13 protein-coding genes and 1 riboswitch are annotated in these 14,336 nt (G+C 62.0%); of the genes, 10 read left to right on the top strand and 3 right to left on the bottom strand.

What is annotated here, in order from left to right; translation table 11 throughout:
* The first annotated feature begins 131 nt into the window (after positions 1 to 131).
* The gene (locus BK670_RS20525) at positions 132 to 1,244 is read left to right on the top strand and encodes an enoyl-CoA hydratase/isomerase family protein (protein WP_123452397.1); all 1,113 of its coding nucleotides are present in this window, start codon (positions 132 to 134) and stop codon (positions 1,242 to 1,244) included.
* Between the two features lie 67 nt (positions 1,245 to 1,311).
* Here BK670_RS20525 and BK670_RS20520 read toward each other — a convergent pair whose 3' ends face one another.
* Genes BK670_RS20520 through BK670_RS20515 form a run of 3 tightly spaced genes read right to left on the bottom strand, consistent with a single transcriptional unit; the run spans position 1,312 to position 2,164 of the window.
* Positions 1,312 to 1,719: a hypothetical protein gene (locus tag BK670_RS20520; RefSeq protein WP_123452395.1), complete on the bottom strand. Its 408-nt coding sequence runs from the start codon at positions 1,717 to 1,719 to the stop codon at positions 1,312 to 1,314.
* Between the two features lie 57 nt (positions 1,720 to 1,776).
* A complete protein-coding gene (locus BK670_RS29665; protein ID WP_185036802.1) occupies positions 1,777 to 1,914 on the bottom strand; it encodes a hypothetical protein in 138 nt (45 codons plus the stop codon).
* Positions 1,901 to 2,164, bottom strand: coding sequence for a hypothetical protein (locus BK670_RS20515; RefSeq protein ID WP_123452393.1), 264 nt, complete (start codon positions 2,162 to 2,164; stop codon positions 1,901 to 1,903). The genes BK670_RS29665 and BK670_RS20515 overlap by 14 nt, the downstream gene beginning before the upstream one ends.
* Positions 2,165 to 2,447: 283 nt before the next feature.
* Positions 2,448 to 2,548: riboswitch (guanidine-I (ykkC/yxkD leader) on the top strand.
* Positions 2,549 to 2,611: 63 nt separating this feature from the next.
* On the opposite strand from BK670_RS20515, the gene BK670_RS20510 reads away from it, so the two are divergent.
* The 9 genes from BK670_RS20510 (at position 2,612) to BK670_RS20470 (ending at position 14,327) form a co-directional block, all read left to right on the top strand.
* Complete coding sequence (locus BK670_RS20510) at positions 2,612 to 3,679, top strand: putative urea ABC transporter substrate-binding protein (protein ID WP_123452391.1); 1,068 nt, start codon at positions 2,612 to 2,614, stop codon at positions 3,677 to 3,679.
* Positions 3,680 to 3,697: 18 nt separating this feature from the next.
* Positions 3,698 to 4,513, top strand: a complete 816-nt coding sequence (locus BK670_RS20505; protein ID WP_123452389.1) for an ABC transporter permease — start codon at positions 3,698 to 3,700, stop codon at positions 4,511 to 4,513.
* Positions 4,510 to 5,298: an ABC transporter ATP-binding protein gene (locus BK670_RS20500; protein WP_123452387.1), complete on the top strand. Its 789-nt coding sequence runs from the start codon at positions 4,510 to 4,512 to the stop codon at positions 5,296 to 5,298. The genes BK670_RS20505 and BK670_RS20500 overlap by 4 nt, the downstream gene beginning before the upstream one ends.
* A 13-nt stretch (positions 5,299 to 5,311) precedes the next feature.
* Entirely contained in the window at positions 5,312 to 6,037 is a 726-nt protein-coding gene (locus tag BK670_RS20495) for an urea amidolyase associated protein UAAP1 (protein ID WP_123452385.1), read from the top strand.
* A gap of 11 nt (positions 6,038 to 6,048) precedes the next feature.
* Complete coding sequence (locus tag BK670_RS20490; RefSeq protein ID WP_123452383.1) at positions 6,049 to 6,690, top strand: urea amidolyase associated protein UAAP2; 642 nt, start codon at positions 6,049 to 6,051, stop codon at positions 6,688 to 6,690.
* A 276-nt stretch (positions 6,691 to 6,966) separates the two neighbouring features.
* Positions 6,967 to 10,602, top strand: coding sequence for an urea carboxylase (gene uca / locus BK670_RS20485; protein WP_123452381.1), 3,636 nt, complete (start codon positions 6,967 to 6,969; stop codon positions 10,600 to 10,602).
* A 24-nt stretch (positions 10,603 to 10,626) separates the two neighbouring features.
* Positions 10,627 to 12,399: an allophanate hydrolase gene (atzF, locus tag BK670_RS20480; protein WP_123452379.1), complete on the top strand. Its 1,773-nt coding sequence runs from the start codon at positions 10,627 to 10,629 to the stop codon at positions 12,397 to 12,399.
* 217 nt (positions 12,400 to 12,616) lie between these two features.
* Positions 12,617 to 14,104 (top strand): sensor domain-containing diguanylate cyclase, encoded by a 1,488-nt coding sequence (locus BK670_RS20475; protein ID WP_123452377.1) that lies wholly within the window; start codon positions 12,617 to 12,619, stop codon positions 14,102 to 14,104.
* Entirely contained in the window at positions 14,097 to 14,327 is a 231-nt protein-coding gene (locus tag BK670_RS20470; protein WP_123452375.1) for a cysteine-rich CWC family protein, read from the top strand. Before BK670_RS20475 ends, BK670_RS20470 begins: the two co-directional genes overlap by 8 nt.
* Positions 14,328 to 14,336: the final 9 nt, after the last annotated feature.

Genomic DNA, 14,336 nt, shown 5'->3' with positions numbered 1-14,336 from the left:
GTCATACCCGGCAAAAACAATGGGGCGAACCCTAGGAAAGCCGACCACGCTTGTCAATTGATCTGACGCAGATCCGGCACTTTCCCACACAACGATCATACTGATCGTTCAAATTCCCGATCGAGGTCACGATGAATCTGCACTTCGAAGAACTCACCGGCACCGACGGCGCCCGTATCGGTATCGCCAGCCTGGATGCTGAAAAATCGCTGAACGCACTGTCGCTGCCGATGATCAACGCCCTCAGCGACAAACTGAACGCCTGGGCCAAGGATCCACAAATCGTCTGTGTACTGCTGCGCGGCAACGGCGACAAAGCCTTCTGCGCCGGCGGCGAGGTGCGCAGCCTGGTTGAGGCCTGTCGCGCCCACCCCGGCGAGGTACCACCGCTGGCCGCACAGTTTTTCAGCGCGGAATACCGCCTGGATTACAGCCTGCACACCTATCCGAAACCGCTGATCTGCTGGGGCCACGGTTACGTGCTCGGTGGCGGAATGGGCCTGTTGCAAGGGGCGAGTACGCGGATCGTCACACCGAGCAGCCGCTTGGCCATGCCAGAAATCACCATCGGTCTGTATCCAGATGTCGGCGCCAGTTGGTTTCTCGCCCGGCTGCCGGGCAAGCTCGGTTTGTTTCTGGGCCTGACCGGGGCGCACATGAACGGGCGTGATGCGATCGATCTGGATCTGGCTGACCGCTTCCTGCTCGACGAACAGCAGCCAGACCTGATCGAAGGCCTGCTGCAACTGAACTGGCAGGAGCAGACCGACATGCAACTCAACAGTCTGCTCAAGGCCCTGCAACAGGAAGCCGTGGTGCAAATGCCCGAGGCGCAGTGGCTGCCGCGGCGTCAGCAGATCGACGAACTGCTCGACGTCAGCGATGTGACCTGTGCGTGGAAAGCCATCAGCCTGCAGCGCGACAGCAGTGATCCGCTGATCGCCCGCGCGGCGAAAACCATGAGCGAAGGCTCGCCGCTGACCGCGCATCTCGTCTGGGAACAGATCATCCGCGCTCGGCACATGTCGCTGGCCGAAGTCTTTCAGATGGAATACACCCTGAGCCTCAATTGCTGCCGGCATCCGGAGTTCAGCGAAGGGGTTCGCGCGCGGTTGATCGACAAGGATCAGAAACCGCACTGGCATTGGCCGGACGTCAGCAGCGTGCCGGATGCGGTGGTCGAGGCGCACTTTCACAAAGTGTGGGAGGGGCGGCATCCGTTGGCGGATTTGACGCAGTATTGAGTGCCTCGGACAAAATCCAGGTACAAAAAAAGCGGCGCTTCAAGCGCCGCTTTTCATTTTCGGATGATTACCAGCGGTTGCCACGTCCGTTGTGGTCGCCACGTCCACTGTGTCGGTCATAGTTGCCACGACCGCGGTGATCGTTATCCCAACCGCCGCGACGGTGGCCATCCCAGCGTCCGCGATCATTGCCGTGCCAGCGACGGCTTTCGTAATAACGTGGAGCCGGCTGGTAGTAACGCGGCGCCGATTGGTAATAACGCGGTTGCTGGTAGTACCGCGGTTGCGGTTGGTAGTAACGAGGCTGCGCGTAATACCTGCTGCCACCGTTGTAATACGTGCCACCCGTGTTGTAGTAGGCCGGTGCAGGTGAGGTGTAGACCTCTGAGCTGTAATACGAGTCCGCGTAGGAGTACGGGACGCAACCGGCAACGGAAAACATCAACGCAGCAAGCAGAAGAATTCGTCTATACATGGCGGCCTCCTGGACCGCGGGTTGGCCACACCAGCGACGCTGGCAGGCGACAGTCATTTAATCGGTGACTGTCGAAAAATCAGACAGCGTTTTCGGCATCTGGTGCGTTCCTGCAACAAGTTGAAACAAGTGATTGATAAAACCTTGTTCATCGGCAAAAGCGCCGTCATTCAGCCGCTGATTAATGGTGACCACCGTGATATCCGCCGCCGTGATAACCCCGTCCGTAACCGCCTCGATAGCCGTAGCCACCGTGGTAATAACGCGCGCCGCCGTAGTAGCGCGGACCGTAATAACCCCCGTAGTAATAAGGCGAGTAATAGCCGGGAGAGTAGTAGGTAGACGGATAAGCATCGTAGGGTCCGGCGTAATAGTAACAACCGGATAGACCGAAACCGAGCACCGCGCCCAGCAGCGCCCTTCGCAACGTTTTATGAATAAGCATGGCGGCCTCCTGAAAGACCTGCGACAGCAGTCGGCACAGACCGGCTGACACCTGTTTTGACTGACGAAGCCATGCCGAGTGCCAACCCGCCAAAACCATCGGATCAGCGGCAATCGCGCTGCATCACGGTGCAGCCGCGCACCAACTCAAAGCGCCTCAGCGCCCTCGCCGCCAACCCGATGCAACCCGCGCGCCCGTGCCAGAGCGCCTGACGCGACTTGGCACGGGTCTCGCTTTAGCAAACCCGTGCAGGAGTCATCACAGGTTCGCGGCACCACAATTTGCAATGGCTGACTAGGGTTCCGGCTCGCAATCGCGAGTGGCTGGTCCGAGAGTTGGCGACCTCCAGTTGAGGTTACACGGCGGGACAAAAGCCCGGGAGACAAGCCACCGTTCGCGGTGCCGCGTTGCCTTCCTGTCCGCCCTTGATCAACTGGAGAACCCACCATGACCCGACTACGTTTGCCCGCCCTGCTCGCCGCCGCGTTCGCCGCGCTCCTCAGCACGCAATCCCCCGCCGCCCAGAAAGATCACTTCAGCGTCTGCTGGACGATCTACGCCGGCTGGATGCCCTGGGAATACGCCGGCAGCCAGGGCATCGTCGACAAATGGGCGAAGAAGTACGGGATCAAGATCGACGTCGTGCAGCTCAACGACTACGTCGAATCGATCAACCAGTACACCGCCGGCCAGTTCGACGGCTGCACCATGACCAACATGGACGCGCTGACCATTCCGGCCGCCGGCGGCGTCGATAGCACCGCGCTGATCGTCAGCGACTTCTCCAACGGCAACGACGGCATTGTCCTCAAGGGCGACGGCAAGACAGCCGCCGACCTCAAGGGCATGGACGTCAATCTGGTCGAACTGTCGGTCTCGCACTACCTGCTCGCCCGTGCACTGGACTCGGTTGACCTGAGCGAGAAAGACCTGAAAGTGGTCAACACTTCCGACGCCGATATCTCCGCCGCTTTCAACACCGAACAGGTCAACGCCGTCACTACTTGGAACCCGATGCTCTCGGACATCAAGGCCAAACCGGGCGTGACCGAAGTGTTCAATTCCAGCCAGATTCCTGGCGAGATCATGGACATGATGGTGGTCAACAGCGCCACCCTCAAAGACAACCCGGCGCTGGGCAAAGCGCTGACCGGTGCGTGGTTCGAAGTGGTCGAGCTGATGAACGCCAAGAGCGCCGCGAGCAAGGTTGCGCTGGAGCACATGGCCAAGGCCTCGGGCACGGATCTGGCCGGATTCCAGGCACAACTGGACACCACCAAACTGTTCGCCACACCGAAGGAAGCCCTGAGCTTCGCTACCAGCAAACAACTGCCGGAAACCATGCGCAAGGTCGCCGAGTTCTCCTTCCAGCACGGCTTGCTCGGCGAAGGCGCGAAAGACACCAGCGCGGTCGGCATGGCCTTCGCCAACGGCGTGACCAGTGGCGATACCGGCAACCTCAAGCTGCGTTTCGATCCGACCTACGTGCAGATGGCCGCCGACGCCAAGCTGTAAGCCACGGAGGATTTGGCCATGCGCCTGATCAATCGCCACCCGGATCGCCCGAGTCGCCTGTTGTTGGTGATCCTGCCGTTCGCCCTGGTGCTGTTCGCCTACTTCATGGGTTCGGCCGAGCGCCTGGCGGACAACCCCAACGACAAACTGCTGCCCAGCGCCGTGCAGATGACCGACGCGGTAAAACGCCTGGCCTTCAATGCCGACAGCCGCACCGGTGACTACCTGTTGTGGCAGGACACCGCGTCGAGCCTGCGGCGTCTGGCCATCGGCCTCGGCATCGCTGCTTTGGTCGGGCTGTGCCTGGGCATCGCCGCCGGCACGTTGCCGTTGTTTGGCGCGCCGTTGTCGCCGCTGCTAACGGTGCTGTCGATGGTGCCACCGCTGGCAATCCTGCCAATTCTGTTCATCGTCTTCGGCTTGGGCGAGTTGTCGAAAGTCATGCTGATCGTGATCGGCATCACCCCGGCGCTTGCTCGCGATCTGGAACAACGCGCCCGGGAAATCCCCGTCGAACTGCTGATCAAGGCACAGACCCTCGGTGCCTCGACCTGGACGCTGATGCTGCGGGTGGTGCTGCCGCAACTGCTGCCACGCTTGCTGATCTCGTTACGGCTGATGCTCGGTTCGGCGTGGCTGTTCCTGATTGCCGCCGAAGCGATTGCCTCCACCGACGGCCTCGGCTACCGGATTTTTCTGGTGCGGCGTTATCTGGCGATGGACGTAATTCTGCCGTACGTGGTGTGGATCACCCTCCTCGCCTGGCTGATGGATTGGGGCCTGAAGTACCTGACCCGCCGCGCCTTCCCTTGGTATGAGGGGGCGGCCAAATGAGCTTCATCACGGTCAAAAACGTCTGGCAGCAATACGCCGATCAAGTGGTGCTGGAAGGCTTGAACCTGAGCGTCAACGAGGGCGAGTTCTGCACCCTGGTCGGCGCGTCCGGTTGCGGCAAATCGACCTTCCTGCGCCTGCTGCTCGGTCAGGAAACGGCGAGTCGCGGCGAGATCCTGCTCGACGGTCAAGCGCTGGCCAGTGAACCAGATGCCAGCCGTGGCGTGGTGTTCCAGCGCTACTCGGTGTTCCCGCATTTGAGCGTGCTCGACAACGTCGCCCTCGGCCTCGAACTGCCGCGTGCGCGGTTGCTCGGTCGGTTGTTCGGCAGCGCCAAACGTGAGGCGCGCGAACAGGCCGCGACACTGCTCGACAAAGTCGGCCTCGGCCATGCGCTCGACAAATACCCGGCGCAGCTCTCCGGCGGCATGCAGCAACGGCTGGCGATTGCCCAGGCGCTGATCATGAAACCGCGCGTGTTGCTGCTCGACGAGCCGTTTGGCGCGCTCGATCCGGGCATCCGCAAAGACATGCACGCCTTGCTGCTGGAGCTGTGGCGCGAAACCAGACTGACGGTGTTCATGGTCACCCACGACTTGTCCGAAGGCTTCAGCCTCGGCACCCGTCTGCTGGTGTTCGACAAGGTCCGCCTCGACCCGCACGCCCCCGGCGCCTATGGCGCACGCATCACCTACGACATCCCTTTGAACAGCGACCGCCGCGCCCAGCGCGCCGCCGTCGACGCCCTGCCGTTGCCACTGGCAGGCGCCCTTCGCACCGCTTGAGAGGACTGACCCCATGATTGATTCAACCCAACTGTTCCCACCGTTTGCCGAAGAAATGCTCCCCGGTGGCGGCCACCGCTCCTTCGTATTGAAGCGCGGTCAATTGCTGCGCCTGACCGATCTGCGCGGCGGCGCCAACGTCAGCCTGACCCTGCTCAACGCCAATGAAAAAACCGAGCGGCTGAACCTGCCCGACAGCCTCAAATGCCAACACACCGCTAAGCTCACCAGCGGCCACTGCCTGTACTCGGACATGGGCCGCGTACTCGCCGCAATCACCGCCGACACCTGCGGTTGGAGCGACAGCCTCGGCGGTGTGCTCTGCGCCGAAGAAGTCGCGCAGAAGTACGGCCAGGGCCGCTATCAGGAACTGCGCAACGGCTTCTTCCGCAACGGCACCGACAACCTTTTGGTGGAACTCGGCAAGTGGGGCCTGGGCCTCTCCGATCTGCTGATGACCCTCAATCTGTTCAGCCGGGTCAACGTCGATGAGGCCGGGCGCTTCCACTTCGTCGAGGGCAATTCCAAGGCTGGCGATTACATCGAACTGTACGCGCCGATGGACACGCTGGTGGTGCTCACCGCCCTGCAACACCCGATGGACCCGGCGCCGGAATACTCGCCCAAACCGCTGAAGCTGAGCTGGATGAACGCCGACGCCAGCGTCGCCGAACACTGCCGCACCTCGCGCCCGGAAAATGAGCGCGGCTTTATCAACACCGACCGTTTGTTCGCCTGAGGATCGCTGCCATGTCAGTTGCTATCGCCACTTCGCAAAAACAACCCGACGCTGCGGTGTACCGCGCCACGATCCCGGCCGGTGAGCCATGGCTGATGGAGGTCAAGGCCGGCCAGACCTTGCGCATCCTCGACCTGGAAGGCAATCAGGCCGTCGATACGTTGTTCTACAGCCTCGCCAATCCCAAGGAACGCTACGACGTGCAGCGCACCTTGCGTCGGCAGAACAGCGTCTACCTGAGCACCGGCAGCGTGCTGTATTCCAACCTCGGCCAACCGATGCTGACCATCGTCGCCGACACCTGCGGACGCCACGACACACTCGGCGGCGCCTGCGCACAAGAGAGCAACACCGTGCGCTACGCCCTGGAAAAACGCTACATGCACAGCTGCCGCGACAACTACCTGCGCGCTTGTGCCCATGACGGGCGACTGGGCAAAGGCGACATCGGGCCGAACATCAATTTCTTCATGAATGTGCCGGTGACCGCAGATGGCGGGCTGACCTTCGAAGACGGGATTTCCGCGCCAGGCAAGTACGTCGACTTGCGCGCGGAGATGGATGTGATCGTGCTGATTTCCAACTGCCCGCAGCTGAACAACCCGTGCAACGCCTACAACCCGACACCTGCGGAGCTGCTGGTATGGAACTGACCATCAGCCGTTTACGCCGTTGGCTTTTCGCCCTGTGCCAGGCGCGTTCCGGCCAGTGCCTGAAATCCCCCAAACATCCCTAAACCCTGTGGGAGCGAGCCTGCTCGCGAATGCGGTGTGTCATTCAGCATTGATGTGGCTGATCCACCGCCTTCGCGAGCAGGCTCACTCCTACAGGGGATTGGTGGTGTTCTGAGGTGGTTTTTTCATCCGGGACGGCCCGGATGTCTGTCGAAAAACGGCGGGACGGCCCGCTTCCCCTTCAGGGGTTATGCCATGTTCGAAAAAGTCCTCATCGCCAACCGTGGCGCCATCGCCTGCCGCATCCTGCGCACCCTCGCTTCACTGCAGGTCAAAGGCGTGGCGGTGTATTCCGAAGCCGACGCCGCCAGCCTGCATATTCTGCACGCCGATGAAGCCCACAGCCTCGGCGAAGGCGCCGCCGCCGGCACCTATCTGGCGGTCGACAAAATCCTCGCCATCGCCCAACAAAGCGGCGCCACGGCGATCCATCCCGGTTACGGGTTTCTCTCGGAAAACGCCGCGTTCGCCGAAGCCTGCGAAGCGCACGACATCGCCTTCATCGGCCCGACGCCGGAACAACTGCGGGTGTTCGGCCTCAAGCACACCGCCCGTGCGCTGGCCAAACAGCACGGCGTGCCCATGCTCGAAGGCACCGAACTGCTCGACAGCCTCGACGCCGCGCTGATTGCCGGCGAACAAGTCGGCTACCCGGTCATGCTGAAAAGCACCGCCGGCGGTGGCGGCATCGGTATGCGCGTGTGCCGCAGCGCCAGCGAATTGAGCGAATCCTTCGAAGCGGTGAAACGCCTCGGCCAGAACAACTTCAGCGACGCCGGCGTGTTCATCGAGAAGTACATCCAGCGCGCCCGGCACCTGGAAGTGCAGGTGTTCGGCGACGGTCGCGGTGAGGTCATCGCCCTCGGCGTGCGCGACTGCTCGGTGCAGCGGCGCAATCAGAAAGTCCTCGAAGAAACCCCGGCGCCGAACCTGCCCGACGGCATGGCCGAAGCGCTTTGTGCGGCGGCGATCAAACTGGCGAAAGCGGTGAACTACCGCAGCGCCGGCACCGTGGAATTCGTCTTCGACAGCGAGGCGCAGCGTTTCTATTTTCTTGAAGTGAACACGCGCTTGCAGGTGGAACACGGCGTCACCGAACAGGTCTGGGGTGTCGATCTGGTGCGCTGGATGGTTGAGTTGGCGGCGGGTGAGCTGCCGCCGCTGAGCGAGTTGTATCGCCAGTTGAAACCTGAAGGTCATGCGATTCAGGCGCGGTTGTATGCGGAAGATCCGGGGCGCGATTTCCAGCCGAGCCCGGGCCTGCTGACGGCAGTGGAATTCCCGCCGGCCAACGGCATTCAGCTGCGCATCGATACCTGGGTCGAGGCCGGTTGCGAGATTCCGCCGTACTTCGATCCGATGATTGCCAAAGTCATTACCTGGGCGCCGACCCGCGAACAGGCGCGTGCCGAGTTGCATCAAGCGTTAGGCGACAGTCTGTTGTACGGCGTGGAAACCAACCGCGTTTACCTGCGGCAGATTCTCCTCGACACGCCGTTCGCCAGCGGCGAGCCGTGGACCCGTTGCCTGGAAGGTCTGGTGTATCGCGCCAACACTGTCGAAGTGCTCAGCGCCGGCACGCAAACCAGCGTGCAGGACTATCCCGGTCGCCTCGGCTACTGGGCGGTCGGTGTGCCGCCATCGGGGCCGATGGACAGTCGCGCGCTGCGTCTGGGCAATCGTCTGCTTGGCAACGCCGAAGGTGCGGCGGCGCTGGAAATCACCATGAGCGGGCCGCTGCTGCGCTTCAATTGTGCAGCGGTGGTCGCGGTGACAGGTGCGCCGATTGCCTTGACGCTTGAAGGTGCAAGCGTGCCGATGAACACCGCGCTGCTGATCCCGGCGGGCGCGACGTTGCATCTGGGCAGCATCAGCGGCGCCGGGGCACGCAGTTATCTGTGCCTGCGTGGCGGTTTGCAGGTGCCGGATTATCTGGGCAGCAAAAGCACTTTCACCCTTGGCCAGTTTGGTGGGCATGGTGGTCGGGCGCTGCGTGCCGGTGATGTGTTGCATATCCCTGCACTGACGGACCGCAGTGCTGGTGAGCAACTGGCCGAGCAGCACATCACCGCGTTGCCAGACATGCGGCAGGTCCGGGTGATCTACGGCCCGCACGGCGCACCGGAGTACTTCACCGAAAACTACATCGGCACCTTTTTTGAAACCCAGTGGGAAGTGCATTTCAACTCCAGCCGCACCGGTGTCCGGCTGATCGGGCCGAAGCCGGAATGGGTGCGCGCCGACGGCGGCGAGGCCGGGTTGCATCCGTCGAACATTCACGACAATCCGTATGCCATCGGCGCCGTCGATTTCACCGGCGACATGCCAGTGATCCTCGGCCCGGACGGCCCGAGCCTTGGCGGGTTTGTCTGCCCGGTGACGGTGATCGAAGCGGATCTGTGGCAACTGGGGCAGCTCAAGGCGGGCGATAAAATCCAGTTCATTCCTGTCTCTCTCACTGACGCCCGCGATCTCGCCCTGAAATGGGATCTCCCCTGTGGGAGCCAGCCTGCTGGCGATGGGGCCAGATCAGACACCGCATCAACTTCATCGCGAGCAGGCTCACTCCTACAGGTTCTTGTGTCGCCTGTGGTGTTGGAGTTGGGTCAGGGTGATATGCGCCTGGTCGGGCGGGTTTCTGGCGACACTCATTTACTGTTGGAAATCGGCGAGCCGGAACTGGATCTCGTCCTGCGCTTCCGCGCTCACGCCCTCATGCAAGCGTTGGAACACAAAACCCTGCACGGCGTGATCGACCTCACCCCCGGCATTCGCTCGCTGCAAATCCACTATCAACCCGAGCAACTGCCATTGGCCGATCTGCTCGGCCTCATCGCCGGCGAGTGGGACGCGGTGTGCGCCGCCAAGGACCTGCAAGTGCCGTCGCGCATCGTCCATTTGCCGCTGTCGTGGGACGACCCGGCCTGTCAGTTGGCCATCGAAAAATACATGACCACCGTGCGCAAGGACGCGCCGTGGTGCCCGAGCAATCTGGAGTTCATCCGCCGCATCAACGACCTGCCCAACCTCGACGAAGTGCAGCGCACGGTGTTCGACGCGAGCTATCTGGTGATGGGCCTTGGCGACGTTTATCTCGGTGCGCCGGTGGCCACGCCGCTCGATCCGCGTCATCGCCTGGTCACGACCAAATACAACCCGGCACGTACCTGGACCGCCGAGAATTCGGTGGGCATCGGCGGCGCCTACATGTGCGTGTACGGCATGGAAGGCCCCGGCGGTTATCAGTTTGTCGGGCGCACCTTGCAGATGTGGAATCGCTACCGCGAAGTCGCCGCGTTCGACGGCAAACCGTGGCTGCTGCGCTTCTTCGATCAGATTCGCTTCTACCCGGTCAGCGCCGAAGAACTGCTGCGCATCCGCCGCGATTTTCCGCTGGGGCGTTTCGATCTCAACATCGAACACAGCCAGCTCAACCTTGCCGACTATCAGGCGTTTCTCAATCGCGAAGCCGAGAGCATCAACGCCTTTCGTGCCCAGCAACAGGGCGCGTTCAATGCTGAGCGTGAACGCTGGATCGCCAGCGGTCAGGCGCATTTCGACAGCGAAGAAGCCGTGGCTGAGTCCAGCGAAGACGCACCGCTGGTCGACGGTGAGCACAGCGTCGACAGCCACATTGCCGGCAATCTCTGGCAGGTGCAGGTCGAAGCCGGCAGCCGTGTCGCGGCGGGCGATGTGCTGGTGATTCTCGAGTCGATGAAGATGGAAATCCCGGTACTCGCGCCGATGGCCGGGGTGGTGCGCGAGATCCGCGTGCAGCCCGGTTCGGCGGTGCGCGCCGGACAACGGGTCGTGGTGCTGGCACTCGACTGAAGCCAATTGGATAAGGATCAACTCATGAATCTGCAACTCGATGTTCTGCGCCAGGCCTATCGCAATGGCGACACCACACCGCGCCAACTGCTGCTGAAACTACGGGAAAAAGCCGCCGCGCTGAACCCGGATTATCACCTGTTCATCCACCTGCTCAGCGTCGCCGAGCTGGAGCCCTACCTTGCCGCCCTCGACGGTCGCGACCTCGACAGCCTGCCGCTGTACGGCGTGCCGTTTGCGATCAAGGACAACATTGATCTGGCGGGGATTGCGACCACCGCCGCCTGCCCGGACTTTGCTTATGTGCCGGAGCGCTCGGCGACCATCGTCGAGCAGTTGATCGCCTTGGGAGCGATTCCCCTGGGCAAGACCAATCTCGATCAATTTGCCACGGGCCTCAACGGCAGTCGCTCGCCTTACGGCGCGTGCCCGAACAGTGTGCTGACGGAATATCCGTCCGGCGGTTCCAGCGCCGGGTCGTCGCTGGCGGTGGCGCTGGGCGTGGCAAGTTTTGCCCTGGGCACCGACACCGCAGGCTCCGGTCGGGTGCCGGCGGCGCTGAACAATCTGGTCGGATTGAAGGCGAGCAAAGGGCTGATTTCCACTGCTGGTGTGCTGCCCGCGTGCCGCACTTTGGATTGCGTGACCACGTTCACCGCCACTGCGCGTGAGGCCAGTCAGTTGCTGGCGCTGACCGCCAAACTTGATCCGCGCGACGAATACAGCCGCCGCAATCCCTCGTGGAATGACGGCTCGGCGTTTGGTGCGCCACAGGCGTTTCGTTTCGGTGTGCCGCGCGCACAGGACCTTGAGTTTTTCGGCTGCGTCGAAGGCCCGTTGTTGTTCGGCGACGCCATCGACCGGCTCAAGGCCTTGGGTGGCGAAGCGGTCGAACTGAACCTGTCGCCCTTCCTTGAAGCCGCGCGCCTGCTTTACGAAGGGCCGTGGGTGGCCGAACGTTACAGCGTGGCGGGCGAGTTGATGGAGAAAAATCCCGAGGCCGTTTTGCCGGTGATCCGCGCCGTGCTGGCCAAGGCGCCGGAGGTGACCGGCGTGCAGACCTTCCGCGCGCAGTATCGACTGCAAGCCTTGAAAGCACTGTGCGATCAGGCCCTCGAAGGCCTCGACTGCGTACTCACCCCGACCATCGGCCGCCCGTTGACACTCGCCGAACTGCATGCAGAACCGGTGCTGCGCAACTCCGAACTGGGTTACTACACCAACTTCATGAACCTGCTCGACTACGCCGCCGTCGCCGTGCCGAGCGCGTTCATGGCCAACGGTTTGCCGTGGGGCGTGACGCTGTTTGGCCGGGCGTTCACTGATCAATATCTGCTGAGCGTGGCCGATGCGCTGCAGCGCCAGCTGGATTCAGACCTGCCGACACCAGCGAACGCAGCGCGCCATGATCGCGCACGCATCGTGGTGTGTGGCGCGCATCTGCAGGGGTTGGCGTTGAACTGGCAACTGACCCAGCGTGGCGGGAGATTGCTGGAGACGACGTTCAGTTCGCCGGACTATCAACTGCATGCATTGGCCGGCGGCCCGCCGCTGCGTCCGGGGATGGTACGGGTCAAGGACGGCGGCGTTGCGATTGCGGTGGAAGTGTGGGAGTTGCCAAGCAGCGAATTGGGATCGTTCCTGACCGGGATTCCGGCGCCGCTTGGACTGGGCAAGGTGCAACTGGCGGATGGGCGATGGGAGAGCGGGTTTATCTGTGAGCCGTATGGTCTGGAGGGTGCGCTGGACATCAGCCATCTGGGCGGGTGGCGGGCTTACCTCAAAACCCTGGTCTGAATCTTTCCCCCTGTAGGAGTGAGCCTGCTCGCGATATCAGCATGACATTCACCGAAGATGTGACTGATCTACCGCTATCGCGAGCAGGCTCACTCCTACAGGGACAACTTAGCAACAGGGAAAAACAGGAACGACCATTCGCGCTGCACATGTAGCAGTTATTTCCCCGCAGTCCCACTAGAATGCATGCCATCGGGCCACTGCCAACGGAACCGCCATGCCGCTTCGTTCTCCCCTGTACTCGCAACGTTCGCTGGTCCTGACGCTGATCGCCCTGCTCGGCGCCGGGTTCCTCGCCACGTCGTTGCTCAGCTACTACGCCTCCCGCGCGTCGATCCGCGACAACATCGTCAACACTGAGCTGCCGCTGACGTCCGACACGGTCTACTCGGAGATCCAGAAAGACCTGGTCCGGCCGATCCTGATTTCCTCGATGATGTCCCGCGACACCTTCATGCGCGACTGGGTGGTCAATGGCGAGCAGAATCCCGAGCAGATGACCCGCTACCTCGACGAGGTCATGAGTCATTACGGCGCCTACACGGCGTTCTTCGTTTCCGACAGCACCCACACCTACTATCACGCCAAAGGCGTGCTCAAGCAGGTCAAAGTCGATGAGCCGCGCGATGCCTGGTACTTCCGCGTGCGCGACATGAAGGATCCGTACGAGATCAACGTCGACCCGGATCTGGCCAACAAGGACAACCTGACCTTCTTCATCAACTACAAGGTTTACGACTACCACAACCGCTTCATCGGCGCGGCGGGCGTCGGTCTGACCGTGGACGCGGTGATCAAGCTGATCGACAAGTATCAACAGCGCTATCAACGCAGCGTGTACTTCGTCGACACCTTCGGCCGACTGGTGTTGACCGGCGCTGATGGCGGCCCTGAGGGCGCGCACACTGGCCAGAGCCTGAGTGAACTGCAGAGCATGAAGAGTCTGGTCAGCCAGTTGCCGAAACCGCACAGCGGCAGCTACGAATATTCCGCCCACGGCCAGGGGCATTTTCTCAACGTGCGGTTTATCCCGGAGTTGAACTGGTACCTGTTCGTCGATAAACGCGAAGACGGCGCGCTGAGTGAAATCCGCCAGTCGCTGTATCTGAATCTGCTGATCTGCCTGTTGGTGACGCTGATTGTCCTGGCGCTGCTCAACCGCGTGATCAAGCGCTATCAAAGCAAAATCCAGGCGCAGGCCATTCTCGACAGCCTCACCGAACTGCCCAACCGCCGTGGCTTCGATATTCTCGCCGCGCAGGCCCTGCACGAAGCGCAACGCGAGACCAAACCGCTGACCGCGTTGCTGCTCGACCTCGATCACTTCAAGGCGTTGAACGACACCTACGGGCACATGGCCGGCGATCAGGTATTGATCGGTTTTGCCCGCGATCTGCAAAGTTGTCTGCGCCACGCCGACATTGTCTGCCGCTGGGGCGGTGAGGAATTTATCGTATTGCTGAAGGACACCGACGGCGACACCGGTCAGAAAATTGCCGAAAAAATCCGCCAGCACGTCGAACAGCAGGAATATGCCTACGACGGCCAGCGCCTCAATCTGACGGTGAGCATCGGCGCCACCACCCTGCAACGCGATGACACCTTGCACACCCTGCTGTCGCGGGCCGATCATGCGATGTACCGAGCCAAACAAACCGGCCGCAATCGCACCTGCGTGGAAATGCCTCACTCGACTTATGCCTGATTCTGACGTTAAACCCGACCATTGCCCGGCCTGCGGCGCCCGCAACGACTGCAGCCTCGCCGACCCGCGCACCGCCGACCGCGAATGCTGGTGCTATGGCGTGAGCATCGATCCCGCCGTGCTCGAAGCACTGCCGCCAGAACTACGCGACCAATCCTGCCTGTGCCCGCGTTGCGCGCAGGTCGAGGCGCAACTGCAAGCGGCCAAACGGCCGATCCCGTAAGATGCGCGC

Source organism: Pseudomonas fluorescens (genome assembly GCF_003732425.1).
In the GTDB taxonomy this organism is placed as follows: Bacteria; Pseudomonadota; Gammaproteobacteria; order Pseudomonadales; family Pseudomonadaceae; genus Aquipseudomonas; species Aquipseudomonas fluorescens_BE.
This window is presented reverse-complemented; position numbering and strand designations above follow the sequence as displayed.